Source organism: Polynucleobacter aenigmaticus (assembly GCF_002206635.1).
Classification (GTDB): Bacteria; Pseudomonadota; Gammaproteobacteria; order Burkholderiales; family Burkholderiaceae; genus Polynucleobacter; species Polynucleobacter aenigmaticus.
On sequence record NZ_NGUO01000004.1, the window covers coordinates 195,868 to 215,335 of the forward strand.

The window sequence follows — 19,468 nt, forward strand, 5'->3', positions numbered from 1 at the left end:
AGAGGAAGATAAACGTGAGCGAACTCAAAAAAATAGATACCGTTGTAGGTGATGGCAAAGAAGCAACTGCCGGTAATCATGTGGATGTGCATTACACAGGCTGGTTATATGACGAGAAAGCAGCCGATCATAAGGGCCAGAAATTCGATAGCTCGCTTGACCGTGGCCAACTGTTTAGCTTTCCTTTGGGTGCTGGCCATGTAATTAAGGGCTGGGATCAGGGCGTTCAAGGCATGAAGATTGGCGGTAAACGTACCCTCATCATCCCATCCGAAATGGGCTATGGTGCACGCGGTGCTGGTGGTGCGATTCCTCCAAATGCAACCCTGGTATTCGATGTGGAGTTGCACGGAGTCAATTAAATCGGTAGATTAAGATACTTTGAAAGTACTAAGGCCACTCATTGAGTGGCCTTTATTTTTCTTGAAGCAAAGATCAGAAATTAAGAGCGCAAATCTTTACCGTTCAAAGTGAGCTTGCTTGGGCTTGTTGGCTGGCACAAGCTAATCAAACGGTTTCTTTCGGCCATCACCTTATCGGTGTAACCGCCATCGTTCTCTGCATTCGCGGCGCCAACATAGTATTTCAAGCCATTACGCAATGAACCTGAAGTGGCAATTAAATACTTCAAGATGTAAGCGCCCACCCGAATGTTGACTTCAGGCTTTACCGCATCGGTTGCACCACCATACAAAGCATATTTATCTTGATGAATCACAGTCATCACTTGCATTAAGCCTTCTGCACCAGCATGACTTTTAGTCAGCGGATTGAAGTTCGACTCCACTGAGATCACGGCGAGCAACAATACCGGGTCTATATTGACCTCTTTTGCAATCAACACGGTATTAGAAACGTACTCTTCAATCTTGGCGCGATCCAGCTTGTACTTCTTCTCAAAGAAGTCAGCGACCGCACGTTGATTCTGGATGGAGACCATCAACTTTGAATCTAGCGCCTGAGGATCAATTTTTGAGGTCGGGATGCGATCAGATAAATGAGAAATCGGCCTTACCTGTGCCATAGCAACCGAAGGCATTAAGAGGGCAACTGTCTGTTGCTTCGCGCTCATCAAGCCGCTACCAGGGGTGGCTGAAGCCTTGCCATAGATCACGGTAGCGATTTCTTTGTCAGCAAGCGCCTTTGGAGCCTCCTCTTGATACTGATCGAGTATTCCAAAGCCGTTTTGCCAAACCATGTGGCGGGCTTCATCTGGAACTAAGATGCGAGCCAAATCAAATGCCCCTGCTTGCGTGCCATTACCCGAGAGCCAGAGCCCCACGATCATGAAAACACTCACAATCAGTAAACCATTCATCACCCGATACACGGGCGAAAGAGCGTGAGATAACAACCCTTTAGTGCTAGCCATTGCTAGCTGCACTAGTTGCGTATCACTCGAATCGGTAGAAAAACATTTAATCATTCATGGTCTTGCAGTACCCCAAAAAACCAAACGTCTGATTTATGTTGCAATGCAATAAGTAAAAAACATGAGTCATCCTAAGAATGTTCTTATATCAAGTCAAGAATAAAGGGATCTATTTCCATAACTTTTAGATCTTAAAATAAGTGATATTCCGATGAGTGCACTCAATTTTTATATTAAACCCTTTAATTTCAATAACTTAAAGATGTTAGTGATCACTTATTTCATATAATAAAAAAGAGGATAAAAACGGACTTTTTTACAAATTTTGGACTTCAAAAGAGTGGGTAGAGCCATATATCTAGTATGAGGTAGGCCTTATTTTTCTACCTGTAGTGTGAGCGAGCTACTTATAACACTCTGAGATTTTCTCAAATCAAGAGCCTCATGATTGAGTTAAGTGAGGCACGAAGCCCTTCAGAAATACTGGTAAGCACTAGCTCTAGAGCTAACTTTAACCATCCAAACTGAGAGAGCTCGCACACCCTCGCCATGACTGATTACACTACTAGATGATGAAATGGCTCAGCAAACTCCTCTTCTTAATAGCGCTTGGAGCGCCACTCAGCGCCTCCGCCCTCTTTGATCAATGTAAGAATCTATTTCCAGAACAGCAAATTCCCAGTACACCCCAAGTTGGGCGAGACCTTTGCTTTGATGATTTCGCTATCTACTACTCACCCATAGATAAAAAGCCCATCTATACAGTTGAGAAATTAAATGGGGAGCAACTAGAAGCGCCTCATCCTCGTCGGAGCAATCAGTTTTATGAGGAAGCTAGACTGCGCTCCTCCGAAAGGGCCTTGCTGTCTGACTACCGAGGCAGTGGCTATGACCGTGGGCACAACGTTCCCGCTGGGGATATGACTCATGAGAAAGGGATGGCCCAATCCTTCTCCCTGGCAAATATCATGCCCCAGGCCAGACAGAACAATCAGGGCATCTGGGCTAAACGGGTTGAAGCATCCACTAGGATGTACATTAAACGTGCCCAGGGTGATATTTATATCTTTACAGGGTCTGTTGGTCAGGCGGGCAGCATCGGCAAAAGCAAGGTCACCATTCCAAGTCATCTATATAAGCTAGTCTACGACCCCACTAAAAAGACAGCCTGGGCCTACTGGGTTGAGAACACCGATGAAGCGCAAATGAGTCCGCCCATCTCTTATGCAGAGCTCGTTCAGAAAACAGGTATCAACTTTCATCTTCCAGTAGACGTCATTGAAAACAACTCTAGCAAGCAGTTGGTAGGAGGGTGGTATCCCATCTTTTTTGATCAGTACTCAGCAGAAAAGGTGGTGGGGATTATTTCTAATATCAAAGCTGGGAGAGTGGCCAGCCTGGAAATTCAATATGACCGTAATGCAGAGTTAGCCCAAAAGTTGTCTCAGGAGATTCAGACGCAAGGTCTGATGAAAGTCACTCTTTCGCAAAGCAGTCCGCCGGATTCTCCCGCCATAAGCTATGAACGCAATCGCGTTACTGTCATAGTGCACTCTAGGTAAGCGCCTAATGCTCGCGAGTGCGGGCAGAAATTCCATGTGCCCGCTGAATGGGCGCCAACAATCCTCGTAAACCATTGTGATCTAGAGTGTGCATTAACTCTAGTAGCTGCCCAAGTTCGCTCTTAGGAAATCCCTCGCGAGCAAACCACGCCAAATAATTACCCGGCAGGTCAGCCAGCGCTCGGCCAGCGTGCTTACCAAAAGGCATCTTCATTGTCACTAGCTTCTCAAGGGCTTCTGAATCCATAGTTGTTGATCTTACAAGCTATGTGGTCATTTTCTCAATTGATAATTATTCTCATTTACTGTATATTGCGAATGATTCTCAATTACTTTTATTAACCAGCCCCATATCAACATGAAAATGACCATCAAACGAATAACCTTATTTGCTGTCTTATTAGCCACAGCATTCCACTTCTCATTTGCGAATGCAGGTGAAGGTGCCTTTGGTTGGATCTACACCCTTGATTTACAACCCAAAGGGAAGCTAGAGTTTGAGCAACGCTTACAACTCAATAAACAGCAAGCGGCAGGTTCTTATAACGCTTGGTACTCACGGTCTGAACTTGAGTATGGCGTAACCAACGATTTTCAAGTGGCTGGCTACCTCAATGCCTACTATGTCAACGCCAATCAGAATTACACCAATCCAGAAGCTTGCGGCGATAGCCAAACATGCACGGGTGGACAACCCGTCCCAGGATCGCATGACCCAGCGGCACCCTATCGCAAAAGTGGCGTTGAGGGTGGATCACTAGAGGCAATTTATCGAATCACAAACCCAGTTACCTCACCCGTCGGCATCGGACTCTATTTAGAGCCCACTATTGGTAAAAATAAAAATGAGATAGAGGCCCGCTTGCTACTGCAGTCCAACTTCATTGACGATAGGTTGGTGGTGGCCGGTAACGTAGTGGTGGCCAATGAACAATTGAAGTTTGTTGGCAATGGCAATGTGCCTGAATCTATGCTCGATTTTCTCGTTGGCGCCAGCTATCGCTTTGCCCCCAAATGGTCTGGTGGCGTAGAGGCCCGTTTTCATAATGACTACTCTAGCTATAACCTGCAAAACCAAGTCCAAAAGGCAACCTTTGTTGGACCCAATCTGCACTATGCAGAAAAAAACTGGTGGGTTACTGGTGCATGGCGTTATCAACTTAAAGGAAATACCTGTATGGGAGACGGTACAGCTGAATGTTCCAATGCGCGTGTTTGGGATAGCCATTCCGTGAATGAATTTATCGTCAAAGTCGGCTTTCCGCTGAACTAAAAAAAATACTCTCACAACATTAATTCAGAGGCAATTATGGAAACTCAAAATTTATTAATAGCAGCTCTAACACACTTGATTCAATTTCAATCATCCCATTGTGTAATTGCGAGAGAAAGGGCTTTGATGATGTTCGAAGCCTTATCCGATCTTAAAGAAAGTAATACCGAGATTGAAGATCTCTGCCTTCAAGCAAATGCACTGCTCGCCACCTAACTGATCAAGACCTAAGAAAAATACTTCTCATCATGTACTGGAAGCCCAATCCACTCATCATCATCGGTCTAGCTGCCGCCTCAGCACCAATAGTTGCCCATGCCAAGATTTACGTATCCATAGAGCAAGCGCAAAAAATATTAATACCCAATAAACCACTGACTAAAAATCCCATCATCATTACTGATGATCTACAAGACAGGATGCGCTCCGCTTCAAGCATTCGACACCCTTTTCGAGGGGATCGCATTTGGAAAGCTGCAGATGGTGGCTGGTTCATCGTGGATGAGGTGGTGGGTAAGCACGAAATGATTACTTATGCAGTAGCACTCAGCCCCTCAGGTGCGGTGACTGGGATTGAGATCTTAGACTATGTTGAGTCTTATGGTTACGAGGTAGCTGAAGCTCAGTGGCGAAATCAGTTCATTGGAAAAACGGCAGCAGACCCGATTAAATTAAATCAAGATATTCAGAATATTGGTGGCGCTACCCTCTCTTGTAAGCACCTCACCGATGGAGTGAAACGGATTGCAGTCCTGCATGAGATAGCACTTAAAAACCAAACCCAGGCATCTAAAGCAAAATGATTCGCTGCAAGCCACTGCTAGGTACCTTTGTAGAGATATGCACCCCTGATGAAGGACGCTTTTCACATGCAATCGAGAATGCATTTTTAGCAATTGAAGAAGTGCAAACTTTGATGAGTTTCCATAACTCCGAAAGTGAGCTCTCTCAGATTAATGCACGCTGTCATCTTGAGGCTATTCGTATTCATCCCTGGATGACAAAGATTATGACGATCGCCCAAGAGATCCACCTGCGTTCAGGCGGACTCTTTAATTGCGGAATTGGGCATCGCCTAGTAGCCAGAGGTCTTCTTCCTCGCCACTTTGATAGAGCAGATCAATTTGGCGGTATCGAACACCTCCAATTTCTAGGTCCCACTTTAGTTCGATCTGATCTACCACTCTGCCTTGATTTGGGAGGAATTGCCAAGGGCTTTGCGGTGGATCTCGCGATCGATGTCCTTCAGTGCGCAGGAATCCCGTCAGGATTAGTTAATGCCGGTGGAGATCTGAGGATCTTTGGAAGCGAAGCGCAGCCAATCCAAATTAGAAATCCCGCAAATCCTCACGAGGTAATCAGTCTAGGTAATATGTCTGAGGGCGCTATTGCCACCAGTAGCCTGTACTTTGCTAAGCGGGATAAAACCTCCATCAGTTTTATGGTGAACCCAATCAACCATGAGCATATTGAGTTTTCAGAGTCTTACTCAGTGATTGCGGATCAATGTGTGTATGCAGATGCTCTTACAAAGGTAGTGAGCATTTCCGGAAATACGAATCACCCCTGCCTAGGTCAATTCTCTGCCAAAGCAATCAAAATACCAAACAGCCTTGCCATATGAAAAATACTAGTCGTCTAGGCAAGATGCCGCCATGGCAAAGATATTTTGTCCTCTTTAGTCTATTGAGTTGCTCCCTGACAGGCACAGCCTATTTACTAGGCCATGAGTTTCAGATCCAAGGCGATTTTCTGGGCACCCATGCAGTACTAGCATGGCATGGAGTAGTCGCCATACTAGCCAGCATAGCTTTGGGGTCGATACTGCCATTTCATCTCAAGACTGGACTCAAGTCGAAGAAAAAATTACTCAGTGGATTGAGTCAGCTGGGGTTTTTGCTAGCACTCGTGATATCTGGCGCTCTACTGTATTACGGACCCGACGAGATACGAGAGTCGGTAGTTCTCACACACTGGCTAGTCGGGGCGATATTCTTTGCAGTTTTTTTGCTGCACGGCGTGTACTCCAGAAAATCCAGGCCGTAGATACAAAAAAAGGTTCATTGAGCCTCTACTGACTCAATGAACCTGCTTTCTTTTAAAGCCCTTTACTTACAGCAAGAATCCTTACCACCAGATGTGCCGCATGAGTTAACCCCTAAAAGCGGATAAGCCGGGCAGAAACGGAAGATGCCGGTAGCTAAAGGAATAAACCCGAGCCAACCCCACCAACCTACAATGCCATTGGCTGCTAGTGCTACCAGCACAATACCTACTGAGATTCTCAAAATACGATCGATACCACCGACGTTACATTTCATGTTGAACTCCTTTTAAAAACGATTGAATGATTTCCCACTATCACTTCTTACAGTAGTGCTTGTAAAGCAACCCCATAACTGCTACAGCCACCTGACTTGAGAGTGAGTAGTAAATTTGCTTTCCCTCTCTACGCGTTTTAACTAACTTCTCCTTGCGTAAAACGGTGAGTTGCTGCGAGAGGCTGGGCTGATGGAGATCTAGTGCAGCCTCTAACTCGCCGACACATTTTTCTGCTTGGCCGATTTCACATAAGAGCATCATGCGATCCCGGTTAGATAAGACTTTCATCAACTTGCAGGCTTCATCCGCTGAAGACTGCATCTTCTTTAACTCCGCTTTAGAAATAGGCATATTCATCATTGTCACAGCGCGTTTAATGGAATCTTTAAGTAAGCAATACCATTGGCATCTGGCTCGGGAAAATGTCCCGCCCTAATATTCACCTGAATGGAGGGCAGAATCAACACTGGCATCTCCAAGGTTTTATCTCGGGCAGTGCGCATCTCTACAAACTGGCTTTCTGTAACGCCGTCATGTACGTGGATGTTGCTTGCCTTCTCGTCTGCCACCGTTGTCATGCAGGCTGCAGGCCGATCTGTGGGCGGGTAATCGTGGCACATATAGAGCTTGGTCTGCCCTGGATAAGATAGGATCTTTTGAATAGAGCGATATAGTGTTGTGGCATCACCACCTGGAAAATCGCAACGCGCACTACCTACGTCTGGCAAAAATAAGGTATCGCCCACAAAAATAGCGTCACCGATTTCATAAGCCATGCATGCAGGAGTGTGGCCCGGTACAAAGAGTGCCGTTAAGGAGAGGTTTCCAAATGCGAGTGACTCACCTTCTTTCAATAGGCGGTCAAATTGAGCGCCATCAGCCTGAAAACGCTCATCTAGATTAAAGACGCCTTTGAATACAGCCTGCACACTTGTGATGTGATCTCCAATCACCAACTTGCCACCCAGGTGACTTTGCAAGTACGGGGCCGCCGTTAGATGGTCTGCATGAGCATGAGTCTCCAGAATCCAGCTTGTCTGGAGTTGGTGGGCTTGAACAAAGGCGATAACCTTATCTGCTGATGTTGTACTTGTTCTACCGGACTTGGGATCGTAATTCAGCACTGAGTCGATGATGATGCAAGGGCTACCATCCCCCTCATAGACGACATAGGTGTAAGTCCAAGTTTCTGGATCAAAAAAGTCTTTAATTTGCGCGGCTGGCTTTGAGCTCAAAATATTCTTTCCGTTATACAAATATTATATATATTTATATACTATATTAATCTAAAATAAATTGCAATGGACTACTCAACTCTTATCAGCCCTGCCCTAGGAATCCTAGTAGGGGTGCTCATGGGTCTCACGGGTGCTGGGGGTGGCATTTTGTCGGTGCCACTACTGGTCTTCTTCTTGGATCTACCCATTACAGAGGCCGCCCCAATCGCCCTTTGCGCCGTTGCCCTCGCCTCCAGCATTGGTGCAATCCTAGGCCTAAAAAATAAGATATTGCGCTATAAAGCGGCTGGTTTCATGGCAATTTTTGGTTTAGCACTATCGCCAATAGGGCTCTGGCTTGCGCCCAAGATCCCGAATGCACCCCTTCAGATTCTGTTTAGCTTGATCTTGCTATACGTAGCCATTCGCTTGTTACGTCAGGCTCGCAATGAAATCAAAGGCGTTCCCGAAGAACACAGAAAGCCTCCACCGTGCCTCATGAATCCTGCAATTGGAAAACTTCAATGGACGATGCCCTGTGCACGCGCACTCATGCTTGCAGGAAGCCTCGCAGGTTTTCTATCTGGCTTGCTCGGCGTTGGCGGCGGCTTCATTATCGTCCCGGCACTCAAACGCTATACCGACCTACCCGTGAAATCCATTGTTGCAACCTCCCTTGGGGTATTGGCCATCATTACTGGTGGCGGTGCTATTTTTTCAGCAGCTAGCGGGAGCTTAAATATCATGGTGGCAGCACCATTTGCATTGGCTGCATTAGGCGGGCTTTTAATGGGTCAACTCTTAGGAAAAAAGATCAGTGGTTCATACACTCAACTGATTTTCTCCATCTTCACCTTAGTGATTGCTATTGGCCTACTAATCAAAGGCGTGTTACTTTTCAATACCTAAAGCGCTCATGAGGTTGAAATAGAACAAGCCCTCATCAGAGGGCTTGTTCATGAACATCGAGAGTGCTAAGGCTTAGTGACTGCTAGCACCACCTAAGTAAGCAGCTTTCACAGCAGGATCATGCATCAACTTATCTGCTGGGCCATGAGTCGCAATCTTGCCGTTCTCAAGCACATAGCCATAGTCTGCAACCTGCAAGGCAGCTGCAGCGAACTGCTCTACCAACAACATAGTTACGCCTTGGGACTTGAGGTTAGAAATAATCTTAAATACTTCCTCAACCAAAATAGGTGCAAGACCCATTGATGGCTCATCCAAGAGGATGATCTCTGGATTTAACATCACAGCGCGAGCCATTGCCAACATCTGCTGCTCACCACCAGACAAAGTTCCAGCCAATTGGTTGCGACGCTCTTTTAGGCGTGGGAACATTTCTAGAGCACGCTCTAGGTCGTTCTTAATGTCGCCTTTTGGACGACTGCCTATAAAGCGTGGGAATGCGCCCAACAACAGGTTGTCATTGACGGACATCGTAGTAAATACACGACGACCCTCTGGGCTATGGGCTAAACCGAGGCGGGCGATTTTATGAGAGTCGTAACCATCAATTTTTTCGCCGCTCAAAGTGACTTCGCCACCGGTGGGTTTAATCATGCCAGTAATAGCGCGCATCGTCGTTGTTTTGCCGGCGCCATTTGACCCGATCAAAGTAATGACCTGCCCTTTAGGGACATCAATATTGATGCCGTGCAGAACTTTTACTTTGCCGTAGCCTGCTTCAAGATTCTTAATAGATAACATGGTATTTACCGATTCAATATAGTGCTAGTGATTAAGTACCCAAGTAGGCGTGAATCACCTTCTCGTCTGCCTGAACTTCAGCTGGTTTACCTTCTGCGATCTTCTGACCAAAATCCAATACAGAAACGGTATCACAGACTGACATGACCACATCCATGTGATGCTCAATCAGGATGAAGGTAATGCCACTATCGCGGATCTTACGAATAATGCGCAAGAGTTCTTTAATGTCTGGGGCAGTTAAACCAGCAGCTGGCTCATCCAATAAGAGCAGTTCTGGATCCAAAGCCAAGGCACGAGCGATTTCTAGCAAACGTTGCTTACCGTAGGGCAAGTTACGCGCCTCTTCGTTTGCCAAGTCATCTAAGCCAACAAACTTGAGCAGTGCCATCGCGCGAGCGTGCGCCTCAGCCTCTTCCTTCTTGTAACGTGGCAGATGCAATGCAATTTCCACCATGTTGGACTTAAAGGTGTGATGCAAGCCAACCAAAATATTTTGGATGGCAGTCATTTCACCAAAGAGCTGAACGTTTTGGAAAGTACGAGCAATACCAGAAAGAGCGATATCGGAAGAGGTACGACCCACTACGCTCTGGCCTGCATAGAGAACGTTACCCGCTGTAGGCACATAAATACCTGTCAACACGTTCATCATCGTGCTCTTACCTGAACCGTTCGGACCAATCAAACCATGAATAGTGCCGCGCTTAATACTGAGACTCACATTATTTAACGCCTTCAAGCCACCAAATTGCATCAAGACGGAGTCTACTTTCAGGAGTTCAGCGCCCGTATTTTGATCACTGATCTTTCTGATAAAGCTAATGGAGTCATCCACCACCTCAGCATCACCACCACGAGTGGTTTTTGCTTTGCCAACAATGGATTGGTAAAAGCTCTTCGCAAAACCGACAATGCCGTTTTGCAAGTAATACACCACGAGCAAAATCATGAAGCCGAAAATACTGAGACGCCAGTCAGAAATGGTGTCGAGCCAGAATGAGAATACTGCCAAGCCAACTACACCCGCCAAAGGCACAGCGACACGTCTGACTGTGGTGACCTTTTTCGACAGCGCCATGGCTGCACCGACTACTACGACGATCGCGATGATCGAAGCAACGATACGGAATAAGTTAATGTCATCCAGTAATTTTGGCAACAACACAATAATGGCGGCACCAATCACTGCACCCAAGCGTGACTTACGGCCACCCATAATGATGCCAAGCAAGAAGAGCACAGCTAATTCATTGTTATAGGTGTTTGGAGAGATGTATTGCTCAGAGTAAGCGTATAAGCAACCAGCCAAGCCAGCAAAGCCTGCACTGATCACAAACGCAATTACCTTAAAGCGATACACAGATACACCCATACAGTCACAAGCAATTGGGCTATCACGCAAAGCCTCAAAAGCGCGGCCCATTTGTGATTTCACAAAACGATCAACCACAATCATGGCAATGATCAGAACGGCAGACACTAACCAAAAGTACTCAGCCTTTGTCATCGGCACACCCATGAGCTCTGGCTTTGGAATCTTGATGCCCAATGGGCCTTCAGTCAACCAAGTCATCTCGTTAATCAGGATCTGCGCAATCGTACCGAACGCCAAGGTCACCATCGCCAAATAAGGCCCGATCACCTTGAGGGCGGGTAAAGCCAAAAGCCCACCAAAGATGGCAGTCACCACGATGGATGCCGGCAAAGTTCCCCAGATAGTCCAGCCGAAGTGAAAATACAAAACACCCGCTGTGTAAGATCCAATTCCGAATAAGGCCGCATGCCCCAAAGAAACTTGGCCCACATAACCCACCACGATATCCAGACCATATAACAAAATGGTGTAGATCAGAATTGTTTCAACTAAGTGAATGTAATACGGGTTATGAATAAATAGTGGCACGCAAATAAGCGCGACTATCGCAATTAATAGCGGTATATGGGACTTCAATTTCATCATCAAACTTTCTTAATTGCTGATTTGCCAAAGAGACCAGATGGTTTGTATGCAAGCACTAGTAAGAGCAAGATCAAACCTGGCACATCTTTATAACCAGTAGAAATGTAAAAACCAGTAGCCGTTTCAACGATACCCAGAATCAAGCCACCCACGATGATTCCCATACCGCTTGAGAGGCCCCCAATAATCGCTACCGCGAAAGCCTTTAATCCTAAGGCGCCACCCATGCTTGCGCCAGTCAAGGTCAGAGGCGCAATCAGTACACCGGCAAAGGCCGCAGTCAATGAAGACAAAGCATATGAGAAGGTAATGACCATGCTGGTATTGATACCCATGAGGCCTGCAGCATCGCGATCGTTTGCAGTTGCCACTACAGCCTTACCGTAAATCGTTTTACGGTTAAAAAACTCCACCAATAACATCATTACAAGCGCACCAACCACCACCAAAATTTCCATTGGCAAAATGTTCGCACCAAGGAACTCCATTGGTTCCATCGGTAACGGGGAAGGAAATGGCAATGCATCGCGACCCCAAATATTTTCTGCAACGTTCTTGAAAATGATGCCAAGAGCGATAGTGGACATAATCCAACCAAACTCGGATTTAATTTTAATTGCAGGGCGCACACCAATCAGCTCAACAAAGCTCCCTTGGATCATACCGAATATACAAACTACGGGAATCATGACCCAATAGTTCATACCGAAAGTCTCAACGCAGGTTAAACCCACTAGAGCACCCAACATCAGTGCTTCACCTTGACCGAAGTTCAAAGTGCCTGATGTGGCAAAAGTGAGCTGGAAACCGAAGGCGATCACCGCATAGATCATCCCCACCGCGATACCGCTTGAGAGGATTTGTGCAAACATGTCCATTTTTATTGGCCTAAAAGAAAATACTTAAAACTGTTTTATTAACGAATTCGACATTGTAAGCAAAACGCCGCTTTTTGGGCGGCGCTTTGTTTTTACTAATGTTGCAGTGCAAAATAAATGATCATTTTGCCAGCCGATTTGAACTGAAATTACTTCTTCTTAGGAGTTGCGTCCTCAGCATTCAAGAACTCAACGCGACCGTTTTCAACTACACCCATCACCACATCTTTCATCTTGATAGCGTCGTGATCAGTTGCGGAGAATGGTTTGTTGTAAGTAATCACAACGCCATCAACGGGAGTCTTCAGATCTTGCAATGCTGCAACAATCTTTGGTCCTTCTGTGCTGTTTGCTTGCTTGATCGCTGCAGCCAAGAGGTAAACAGAGTCATATCCTTGCGCCGCAGAAACTGGAGATGCAATGTTGTTGTTCTTTGGCTTGAACTCTTTTAAATAAGCTTCTTGGAAAGCCTTACGCTTAGCAGTTGTAGATGGAGATTGGATATAGGTTTGTGGCATTGTTGCGCCATTACCGTTCTTACCAGCTGTATCAATAAAGCTAGCCATAGACAATGTCCAAGAACCAATCATTGGCTTCTTCCAACCCAATTTCGCCATACCGTTAGCAATTTGCGCCAACTCAGGTCCGATTGCGTAAGTCAAAATCACTTCAGCACCAGCGTTCTTTGCCTTCAGGATTTGTGAAGTCATATCAACGTCACCAATGTTGAATTTCTCAACCGCAACTGGAGTCACGCCATAAGTCTTCAAAGCCTTTTCTAAGTCTTCACGACCTAGCTGACCGTAGTTTGTAGAGTCAGCCAAAATCGCTACCTTCTTCAGGCCACGCTTCTCAACCGCTTCTTTAGCAATCAATGGCGCTTGGATATTGTCAGGCGCAGCATTACGGAAAATATAGTTTTCTGCTGCATTAGGGAACTGCTTGGTCAATACAGAACCAGTAGCAACGTTGTTCATTACTGGAATCTTGGCATCTTGATAGAAGCGTTGTGAGGCCAGTGCTACACCAGTATTGATGTAACCCAAAGTAGCAACTACTTTTTCGTTGTTAATCAATTCTTGTGCAATTTGAACGCCACGCTCATTTTTTGCTTCATCGTCGCGTTCAATCAAAACGATTTTATTACCGTTAATGCCACCAGCAGCATTGATTTCTTTTGCAGCTAAGCGAACACCATCACGCATACTCACACCCATGGAGGCAGAGCCACCAGTGAATGGACCTGAAAGACCAAGCTTGATATCAGCAGCGTAAGCGCCGGTTGTAAACATTGCAGCAGCAGCAACTGCAAAAATGTGATGACGAATATTCATAAAGTCTCCATGACTAAAAATTCTAATTAGATAATTACTTTTTTACAGATAAAACCGATAACGAATAACTATATTACTGTGAATACAGGGGCAAAAAAAGGGGGTTGTATTAGGGTTTTACATTAGCCCCGAGAGATAAAATCCGTTTTTAAAAAAACTTGCGAATTTGCTCTCGCAAGGTGGGCCAGAAAAGATTCACCACCAAACCGGCAATGACTAAGCCTGCCGCCATAATCTTCCAAGACGGCAAGGACTCATCCAAAAAAAAGGCAGACGCCCCCATTCCAAAAATAGGCACTAGCAATGGTGCAGGAGCTACTACCGCAGCAGGGTGTTTTGATAAGAGCCAGCCCCAAGCAGCATAACCAAATAAGGTATTGCCCCAGGACTGCCAAAGCACCCCAACCCAGGCCCCCATTGGGGCTGCAAGGCTTACATCCCATAGGTTTGTTACACCGCCCTCAAAGACAAGGGCAATCAGTACTAGAGGTGGAATAGAGAAGGCGCTGGCCCAAACCACATAAGACAGCATATTGATAGAGCCTGCCTGGCGGCTAACGGTATTGGCGATCCCCCATGAGAGGCCCGAGAACACCACCAGGGCCAAACCTAAAAAAGTAGTTGTTGAATCTGTGTGCAGTGCAATAATTCCAAGGCCCGTCATTGCCACAGCAACTGCAACCGCCTGATAGCGTTTGAGGCCTTCCTTGGCAAAGAACATCGCAAAGCCAATCGTAAAGAAAACCTGTGTCTGAATCACCAGTGATGCTAAACCAGGGGAGATCTGGCTATTGATCGCGTAATACATCACACCGAACTGCCCTACTCCAGTCGCCAATCCATAAATACACAAGTTGCCCCAGGACACTTTTGGCCTGGGTACAAAAAAGACCAGGGGCAATAAAGCAAAAAAGTAGCGCAGCGCTGCAAAGTAAAACGGCGGAAATGCGGAGAGGCAATTTTTAATCACGACAAAGTTGGTACCCCACACCGCCACGATTCCTAAGGCTAAGAGGAGGTGGCTTGCAGGTAATTGCGAACTGCGATCGGCGGAACTATTCACCAGTGAGCAGTTGCGCAGCGCGTTGGGCAATCATCATGGTGGGCGCCGCGGTATTGCCAGAAGTAATGGTTGGCATCGCTGATGCATCTACCACCCTCAGATGATGAATACCCCTCACCCGCAATTGAGAGTCGAGTACCGCCATCGGGTCATCATCGAGCCCCATCTTGCAGGTTCCCACTGGATGAAAAATGGTCGTACCAATATCACCAGCAGCTTTAATGAGCTCATCGTCAGATTGATATTGCTTTCCAGGTTTGTACTCCTCTGGCGTATAGGGGTTCAGCGCTGGGCTCTCCACAATCTTGCGCGTTAAGCGCAACGAGTCTACGGCCACCTTACGATCTTCGTTTGTGGATAAATAATTTGGTGCAATCATCGGGGGCACTTCTGGATCGATCGAGCTGATATGCACACTACCGCGAGATGTTGGGCGTAAATTACAAACGCTCGCAGTAATTGCATTGAAGGAATGTAAATCTTCACCAAACTTTTCAAGTGATAAAGGTTGAACGTGATACTCCACATTTGCTGAAGGCTGATCAGGAGAGCTGTATGCAAAAGCACCTAGTTGCGATGGGGCCATCGACATGGGCCCGGAGCGCTTGAACACATACTCCATACCAATCATCAATTTACCAAGCAATGAATTTGCTTTCGTATTCAGTGTCTTAATGCCACTCACTTTATAGATCATGCGCAATTGCAAGTGGTCTTGCAAGTTTTCGCCTACACCAGGCAAGTCTGCAACCACTGGAATGCCCAATTTATTGAGATGCGCTGCAGAGCCAATACCCGAACGCTCTAGAACCTGCACACTCCCAATCGTACCGGCACTGAGAATTACCTCACCTTGATTAGATGTATCGCAATGTACTTCAGTAACTTTGCCGTCTTTGATAAATTGCACGCCGTAACAATTTTTAGAGTTCGAATCAATCAGGAGCTTGTTGACCATAGCTTCAGTGATTACTGTGAGATTGGGTCGCTTAGCAGCATCACGCAAAAATGCTTTTGAGGTATTGAGGCGCCACCCTTTACGCTGACTTACATCAAAGTAGCCTACGCCAAAGTTATCGCCTTGATTAAAGTCATCCGATGCCGGAATGCCTGCTTCAACAGCAGCCTCTCTGAAGATATCCATGATAGGCCAACGCAAGCGTTGCTTGGATACAGTCCACTCGCCACCCTTACCGTGCCATTGACTTGCAGCCCCGTGGTAATCCTCGAATTCTTTATAGCGCTGGAGGGCATTTTCCCAAGACCAAGCGTCATCACCAGTTGCCTTGACCCAAGAGGCGTAATCGCCCTCTTGGCCACGCATGTAAATCATGCCGTTAATCGAAGAGCAGCCACCCAACACCCTGCCACGAGGGTAAAGCAATGAACGCCCATTTAGGCCTGGTTCGGCAGTAGTTTTAAAGCGCCAATCTGCCCGGGGGTTATCAATGCAATACAAATAACCCACCGGCACATGAATCCAGATGTAGTTGTCGTTCTTACCAGCCTCAATTAAGAGCACACGTTTAGCGGGATTCTCGGTCAAGCGCTTGGCCAGCATGCAGCCTGCGCTACCGGCGCCGATGATGATGTAGTCGTAGGTGTTTGCTGGGGAAGCTGAGGTCATGTCTCTACTTTTGTGGGTCTTTTTTCTTAATCTCTATTATTTACCAAATTTCTCTTTGCGAAGAAATTGGGCAATTAAGCCAAATACCTTTAATACCCGTCTAAAATAATGCCATGCACGTCAATGAAAAGAACCGTACCCCCAAGAAAGTCGATCTTGATGAAGGGCCCAGCAAATCTGAGCTAAAGCGTCTGATGACTGAGCGTCAGAAACTGGCTGAGGTTCTAGCAGCCCTCAGTAGCGATGCTTTGAAGACCATCCCTATGGATGAGGCTATTAAAGCCGCGATTGCGGAAACCAACAAAATCAAAAGTTTTGAAGCGATTCGACGTCACAAGCAATATCTTGGAAAACTCATGCGCTTTTTGGATAACGAAGAGTTAGACACCATTCAAAAGCGTTTGGATGCCATTCAAGGTGTGAGCAAGGCCGAAACTGCAAAACTTCACCATCTCGAGTCCTTTCGCGATCGACTGATTGCGAACGATGAGATATTTACCAAAATGATTGAGCAATATCCCGATATGGATATTCAGAACATGCGCACATTGATTCGCAATGCACGCAAGGAAAAAGAAACCAATAAACCTCCAAAGGCTTATCGAGAAATCTTCCGCGTTTTAAAAGATATGGATATTTAAAGATTCAGAGATAAGCGCCGCCTAAATCCAATAACTCCTCTTACGAGGCTTTATTGGCCTTTTCGAAATGTGTTTTAGCTTGCTCCCTCAAATCGAATGGCAAAGCATGAATTTGCGACACATCCAAATGTGGCATTCTTTGGGTGATTAAATCAGCAACCGCCTTTGCCTGCGCAAAATCTCGACCCTTCTTTTGAGCCTCTCTGTCATTTTTCTTAGATAGCCAAGTTTTGTAGATAACATAAGCTCGTGGATCAACCGTAGTCATTTCTGCCATCTTACCGCTTACTCCAACCACGACCTCTCTAAATTTTGGGACACTAAGTAACCAATCGGCTGTCGGAATTTTTACCGCCCAAATATCGTCTGGCATCTTACTGAGCGACTTAGGATAGTCTTCGTCCAGTACCAAATCATGTTTACCCCTTCGAATCAGATCAACCATATAACCTTCGCTATTAATGGCAGTATATTTTTGGTCTTCTATTAATTCAAAAGATTTATCAGCCTTTTTTAAGATGCCCAAAAGACCTTCTTCTTGAATTTCCTTTGTGATGGCTAGCTTGATAGATTTTCTAGAGTCCCACAAAATATCTAAATCCAAGGTTGCCACTACGGCATTATCAAAACGCACAGCGCATTGAGTTTCATAGGCGTATAAGGCATTCGCGCCAATCACCATCAGGTGATCCTTAAGACCAGCCCTCTCAATACTATTCAGCACATCAATCAAAATGTTAGGCACACGCCCAACCCTGAGCGCACGATTAACGGCATTAGCTTGTTTAAGTTGCTCTTTCAAGGACTTCAATCTGCTTTCAGACTCAATCTTGCCCTTCACAAATTTATCGTGCACCTTTTCTGTCGCCGAATCCCGAGGTCCCAAGCTATGTTGGGATCCTTGGGGAGAAACATGAAGCAAGTAATCGGTTTCATTGATCGTGCGCCACTTCATGGAGCCCCGATGAGCATGGGCAAGTGATTTAGCAGAATGAACCCCCTGCCAAACTTGCAAGGCATTGGTCAACTGCATCGACTGGGCGTTAGAAAGATCTGTAAAAGCCATAAGCTATCAGTGTATCAATAAAGCTCATTTTTCACAGTAAATATCAAAATATGTAGTTTTACTGTGAAAAATAAGGGCTATTAACTAGAAATAGGTACTTAGATATTCTTTAAATAGTTGATTTAATTGGGTTTTATTAAAATAGTAAACACCAAGGGGAGTGAAAGAATAGACTTTAGATCCTCAGCTTCATGGAGGGTAACTCCACCCAGCAATAGAGGTAGTTTGCCGCAACGCTGCTACAGGCTAGCACTCCGACCATCAAGCTGATTGCAAGGATGCCGCTCTCATGGGCATGCAATCCAAGGGCAATATACAGAGTGTTCGCCAATAAGATAAAAGCAAAGTGAATTAAGAACGCACAGTAAGAGCGGGGGCTAGCCCAAGCAATAGCAGACAGTGCGCTCGCTTTTAGTTTGGAGCCAGATCTCACTGGATAGCTTGTATTGCCCCATACAAATAAGAACAAGGCCACGAACCAAGCCAAGAAGTTGCGCAACCAAACTTGTTGCCATGTGGATATGACAATAATCACCCCAATAGCGATGATTGCAAACTTCGCTAAATCTTGGATTTTCTTATCCGCAAAGTTCTTGGCAAGATAGGCCAGAACTCCGAGTCCATAAGAGCCAATGAAATAGATAAAGTAGGCCTCGTATTGGGCGGAGCGATTGAAATACAGCAAAGAGCTGACAGCCACAATGCTGATGAGCCAAATCAACGCCTGATACGAAGAAAAAGAAATGAGCAATATAGCCAATATGGAATAGAGCTGCCAATCAATTGCCACATACCAAGCGCCAGCAGAAATAGCATCAAGACCCAAGATGCCTTGCAAGAAAAATAGGTGGGCTAAAAATTGACCAAGCGTCTCTTGCTCGCCAACAAATTCATCATTCACCCAAAAACGTGCGATCCAAGCGCAAGCAATCGTGAATATCAGAGCAGTAATATAAGGCGCAAACAAACGCAGGTAGCGATTGATGATCACTCGTAGTAAATTTTGGCCATTCAATTTTGCATTCGCAAATCGTGTCAACGACTGAGTTGCCAAGTACCCCGCCATCACCAAAAAGATTTGAACTGCATAGCGGCCATACTCAAACAACCAGGTCATCAGACTCGGCAAAACTATCCGTGCATCTTCAGCTATCTGACCATAGCTAGACAAGTGATGAAGAATAATGAGGAGTGCTGCAAAGACCTTGAGAAGGTCTATCAAAAATAATGGGGAAGATTGCTTCAAAAGTTGCTAGAACTACTTAGATTTGGTTTTACCCATCAAAGAGGCGAGCAATGGATTGCTGCTGGCAAGCTCTTTCTTAGTCTTGGCAACATCTTCTGCTGTGCCAGGCTTGGGCACCTTGGTGGCATTCTTCATCTTCTGCGCAGTCGCTAAAGCGAGGTTTTTATATAGGTCAGTTTTTTTCATTGCATTAC

At 45.8% G+C, this 19,468-nt stretch carries 22 protein-coding genes; 8 read left to right on the forward strand and 14 right to left on the reverse strand.

The window, feature by feature from the left end:
- Nucleotides 1-14: 14 nt before the first annotated feature.
- On the forward strand, nucleotides 15-362 hold the full coding sequence (locus tag CBI30_RS03520; protein WP_206075548.1) for an FKBP-type peptidyl-prolyl cis-trans isomerase: 348 nt from the start codon (nucleotides 15-17) through the stop codon (nucleotides 360-362).
- Between the two features lie 80 nt (nucleotides 363-442).
- On the opposite strand, the gene CBI30_RS03525 is transcribed toward CBI30_RS03520, so the two are convergent.
- Nucleotides 443-1,372 carry a transglycosylase SLT domain-containing protein gene (locus tag CBI30_RS03525; RefSeq protein ID WP_240553482.1) on the reverse strand — a complete coding sequence of 310 codons (930 nt, stop codon included), beginning with the start codon at nucleotides 1,370-1,372 and terminating at the stop codon, nucleotides 443-445.
- A 569-nt stretch (nucleotides 1,373-1,941) separates the two neighbouring features.
- Between CBI30_RS03525 and CBI30_RS03530 the strand changes: the two genes are divergently transcribed.
- A complete protein-coding gene (locus CBI30_RS03530; RefSeq protein ID WP_240553483.1) occupies nucleotides 1,942-2,934 on the forward strand; it encodes a DNA/RNA non-specific endonuclease in 993 nt (330 codons plus the stop codon).
- Nucleotides 2,935-2,938: 4 nt separating this feature from the next.
- On the opposite strand, the gene CBI30_RS03535 is transcribed toward CBI30_RS03530, so the two are convergent.
- Entirely contained in the window at nucleotides 2,939-3,181 is a 243-nt protein-coding gene (locus CBI30_RS03535; protein WP_088526941.1) for a DUF3820 family protein, read from the reverse strand.
- Between the two features lie 117 nt (nucleotides 3,182-3,298).
- Between CBI30_RS03535 and CBI30_RS03540 the strand changes: the two genes are divergently transcribed.
- The 4 genes from CBI30_RS03540 to CBI30_RS03560 all read left to right on the forward strand — a co-directional run bounded on the left by CBI30_RS03540 (nucleotide 3,299) and on the right by CBI30_RS03560 (nucleotide 6,253).
- Nucleotides 3,299-4,207 (forward strand): DUF6662 family protein, encoded by a 909-nt coding sequence (locus CBI30_RS03540; protein ID WP_088526942.1) that lies wholly within the window; start codon nucleotides 3,299-3,301, stop codon nucleotides 4,205-4,207.
- Between the two features lie 248 nt (nucleotides 4,208-4,455).
- Nucleotides 4,456-5,010 (forward strand): FMN-binding protein, encoded by a 555-nt coding sequence (locus CBI30_RS03550; RefSeq protein WP_088526944.1) that lies wholly within the window; start codon nucleotides 4,456-4,458, stop codon nucleotides 5,008-5,010.
- On the forward strand, nucleotides 5,007-5,831 hold the full coding sequence (locus tag CBI30_RS03555; protein ID WP_088526945.1) for an FAD:protein FMN transferase: 825 nt from the start codon (nucleotides 5,007-5,009) through the stop codon (nucleotides 5,829-5,831). Before CBI30_RS03550 ends, CBI30_RS03555 begins: the two co-directional genes overlap by 4 nt.
- Nucleotides 5,828-6,253 (forward strand): hypothetical protein, encoded by a 426-nt coding sequence (locus CBI30_RS03560; RefSeq protein WP_088526946.1) that lies wholly within the window; start codon nucleotides 5,828-5,830, stop codon nucleotides 6,251-6,253. The genes CBI30_RS03555 and CBI30_RS03560 overlap by 4 nt, the downstream gene beginning before the upstream one ends.
- A gap of 62 nt (nucleotides 6,254-6,315) precedes the next feature.
- Here CBI30_RS03560 and CBI30_RS03565 read toward each other — a convergent pair whose 3' ends face one another.
- The 3 genes from CBI30_RS03565 to CBI30_RS03575 are packed head-to-tail and all read right to left on the reverse strand — an operon-like array spanning nucleotide 6,316 to nucleotide 7,764.
- Nucleotides 6,316-6,528, reverse strand: a complete 213-nt coding sequence (locus CBI30_RS03565) for a YgaP family membrane protein (RefSeq protein WP_088526947.1) — start codon at nucleotides 6,526-6,528, stop codon at nucleotides 6,316-6,318.
- Between the two features lie 40 nt (nucleotides 6,529-6,568).
- Nucleotides 6,569-6,880 (reverse strand): ArsR/SmtB family transcription factor, encoded by a 312-nt coding sequence (locus CBI30_RS03570; RefSeq protein WP_206075550.1) that lies wholly within the window; start codon nucleotides 6,878-6,880, stop codon nucleotides 6,569-6,571.
- Nucleotides 6,881-6,891: 11 nt separating this feature from the next.
- Complete coding sequence (locus CBI30_RS03575; protein WP_088526948.1) at nucleotides 6,892-7,764, reverse strand: MBL fold metallo-hydrolase; 873 nt, start codon at nucleotides 7,762-7,764, stop codon at nucleotides 6,892-6,894.
- Between the two features lie 66 nt (nucleotides 7,765-7,830).
- Between CBI30_RS03575 and CBI30_RS03580 the strand changes: the two genes are divergently transcribed.
- Entirely contained in the window at nucleotides 7,831-8,655 is an 825-nt protein-coding gene (locus CBI30_RS03580; RefSeq protein ID WP_088526949.1) for a sulfite exporter TauE/SafE family protein, read from the forward strand.
- Nucleotides 8,656-8,727: 72 nt separating this feature from the next.
- Here CBI30_RS03580 and CBI30_RS03585 read toward each other — a convergent pair whose 3' ends face one another.
- The 6 genes from CBI30_RS03585 to CBI30_RS03610 all read right to left on the reverse strand — a co-directional run bounded on the left by CBI30_RS03585 (nucleotide 8,728) and on the right by CBI30_RS03610 (nucleotide 16,321).
- The gene (locus CBI30_RS03585) at nucleotides 8,728-9,456 is read right to left on the reverse strand and encodes an ABC transporter ATP-binding protein (RefSeq protein WP_088526950.1); all 729 of its coding nucleotides are present in this window, start codon (nucleotides 9,454-9,456) and stop codon (nucleotides 8,728-8,730) included.
- A 31-nt stretch (nucleotides 9,457-9,487) separates the two neighbouring features.
- Nucleotides 9,488-11,416 carry an ABC transporter permease subunit gene (locus CBI30_RS03590; RefSeq protein WP_088526980.1) on the reverse strand — a complete coding sequence of 643 codons (1,929 nt, stop codon included), beginning with the start codon at nucleotides 11,414-11,416 and terminating at the stop codon, nucleotides 9,488-9,490.
- Nucleotides 11,417-11,418: 2 nt separating this feature from the next.
- Nucleotides 11,419-12,297 (reverse strand): branched-chain amino acid ABC transporter permease, encoded by an 879-nt coding sequence (locus CBI30_RS03595; RefSeq protein WP_088526951.1) that lies wholly within the window; start codon nucleotides 12,295-12,297, stop codon nucleotides 11,419-11,421.
- 149 nt (nucleotides 12,298-12,446) lie between these two features.
- Nucleotides 12,447-13,631: an ABC transporter substrate-binding protein gene (locus CBI30_RS03600; RefSeq protein WP_088526952.1), complete on the reverse strand. Its 1,185-nt coding sequence runs from the start codon at nucleotides 13,629-13,631 to the stop codon at nucleotides 12,447-12,449.
- A 148-nt stretch (nucleotides 13,632-13,779) separates the two neighbouring features.
- Entirely contained in the window at nucleotides 13,780-14,694 is a 915-nt protein-coding gene (locus tag CBI30_RS03605) for an EamA family transporter (protein WP_206075551.1), read from the reverse strand.
- Nucleotides 14,687-16,321 carry a GMC family oxidoreductase gene (locus CBI30_RS03610; protein WP_088526953.1) on the reverse strand — a complete coding sequence of 545 codons (1,635 nt, stop codon included), beginning with the start codon at nucleotides 16,319-16,321 and terminating at the stop codon, nucleotides 14,687-14,689. The genes CBI30_RS03605 and CBI30_RS03610 overlap by 8 nt, the downstream gene beginning before the upstream one ends.
- A 113-nt stretch (nucleotides 16,322-16,434) precedes the next feature.
- Here CBI30_RS03610 and yjgA point away from each other — a divergent pair, with 113 nt between their 5' ends.
- Nucleotides 16,435-16,962, forward strand: coding sequence for a ribosome biogenesis factor YjgA (gene yjgA / locus CBI30_RS03615; protein WP_088526954.1), 528 nt, complete (start codon nucleotides 16,435-16,437; stop codon nucleotides 16,960-16,962).
- A gap of 40 nt (nucleotides 16,963-17,002) precedes the next feature.
- Here the strand turns inward: yjgA and CBI30_RS03620 are convergent, their stop codons facing one another.
- From CBI30_RS03620 to CBI30_RS11100, 3 genes are all read right to left on the reverse strand, one after another.
- On the reverse strand, nucleotides 17,003-18,028 hold the full coding sequence (locus tag CBI30_RS03620) for a GSU2403 family nucleotidyltransferase fold protein (protein WP_088526955.1): 1,026 nt from the start codon (nucleotides 18,026-18,028) through the stop codon (nucleotides 17,003-17,005).
- A 175-nt stretch (nucleotides 18,029-18,203) separates the two neighbouring features.
- Nucleotides 18,204-19,274, reverse strand: coding sequence for an acyltransferase family protein (locus CBI30_RS03625; protein WP_088526956.1), 1,071 nt, complete (start codon nucleotides 19,272-19,274; stop codon nucleotides 18,204-18,206).
- Between the two features lie 12 nt (nucleotides 19,275-19,286).
- Nucleotides 19,287-19,460: a hypothetical protein gene (locus tag CBI30_RS11100; protein ID WP_161492266.1), complete on the reverse strand. Its 174-nt coding sequence runs from the start codon at nucleotides 19,458-19,460 to the stop codon at nucleotides 19,287-19,289.
- Between the last annotated feature and the right edge of the window lie 8 nt (nucleotides 19,461-19,468).

Coding starts and splice junctions, on each gene's coding strand:
- CBI30_RS03570 (WP_206075550.1), bottom strand. CDS start 6,880: ATGCCTATTTCTAAAGCGGAGTTAAAGAAGATGCAGTCTTCAGCGGAT.
- CBI30_RS03540 (WP_088526942.1), top strand. CDS start 3,299: ATGACCATCAAACGAATAACCTTATTTGCTGTCTTATTAGCCACAGCA.
- CBI30_RS03555 (WP_088526945.1), top strand. CDS start 5,007: ATGATTCGCTGCAAGCCACTGCTAGGTACCTTTGTAGAGATATGCACC.
- CBI30_RS03590 (WP_088526980.1), bottom strand. CDS start 11,416: ATGAAATTGAAGTCCCATATACCGCTATTAATTGCGATAGTCGCGCTT.
- CBI30_RS03600 (WP_088526952.1), bottom strand. CDS start 13,631: ATGAATATTCGTCATCACATTTTTGCAGTTGCTGCTGCTGCAATGTTT.
- CBI30_RS03595 (WP_088526951.1), bottom strand. CDS start 12,297: ATGGACATGTTTGCACAAATCCTCTCAAGCGGTATCGCGGTGGGGATG.
- CBI30_RS03580 (WP_088526949.1), top strand. CDS start 7,831: ATGGACTACTCAACTCTTATCAGCCCTGCCCTAGGAATCCTAGTAGGG.
- CBI30_RS03535 (WP_088526941.1), bottom strand. CDS start 3,181: ATGGATTCAGAAGCCCTTGAGAAGCTAGTGACAATGAAGATGCCTTTT.
- CBI30_RS03550 (WP_088526944.1), top strand. CDS start 4,456: ATGTACTGGAAGCCCAATCCACTCATCATCATCGGTCTAGCTGCCGCC.
- CBI30_RS11100 (WP_161492266.1), bottom strand. CDS start 19,460: ATGAAAAAAACTGACCTATATAAAAACCTCGCTTTAGCGACTGCGCAG.
- CBI30_RS03610 (WP_088526953.1), bottom strand. CDS start 16,321: ATGACCTCAGCTTCCCCAGCAAACACCTACGACTACATCATCATCGGC.
- CBI30_RS03560 (WP_088526946.1), top strand. CDS start 5,828: ATGAAAAATACTAGTCGTCTAGGCAAGATGCCGCCATGGCAAAGATAT.
- CBI30_RS03585 (WP_088526950.1), bottom strand. CDS start 9,456: ATGTTATCTATTAAGAATCTTGAAGCAGGCTACGGCAAAGTAAAAGTT.
- CBI30_RS03620 (WP_088526955.1), bottom strand. CDS start 18,028: ATGGCTTTTACAGATCTTTCTAACGCCCAGTCGATGCAGTTGACCAAT.
- CBI30_RS03525 (WP_240553482.1), bottom strand. CDS start 1,372: ATGGCTAGCACTAAAGGGTTGTTATCTCACGCTCTTTCGCCCGTGTAT.
- yjgA (WP_088526954.1), top strand. CDS start 16,435: ATGCACGTCAATGAAAAGAACCGTACCCCCAAGAAAGTCGATCTTGAT.
- CBI30_RS03565 (WP_088526947.1), bottom strand. CDS start 6,528: ATGAAATGTAACGTCGGTGGTATCGATCGTATTTTGAGAATCTCAGTA.
- CBI30_RS03530 (WP_240553483.1), top strand. CDS start 1,942: ATGATGAAATGGCTCAGCAAACTCCTCTTCTTAATAGCGCTTGGAGCG.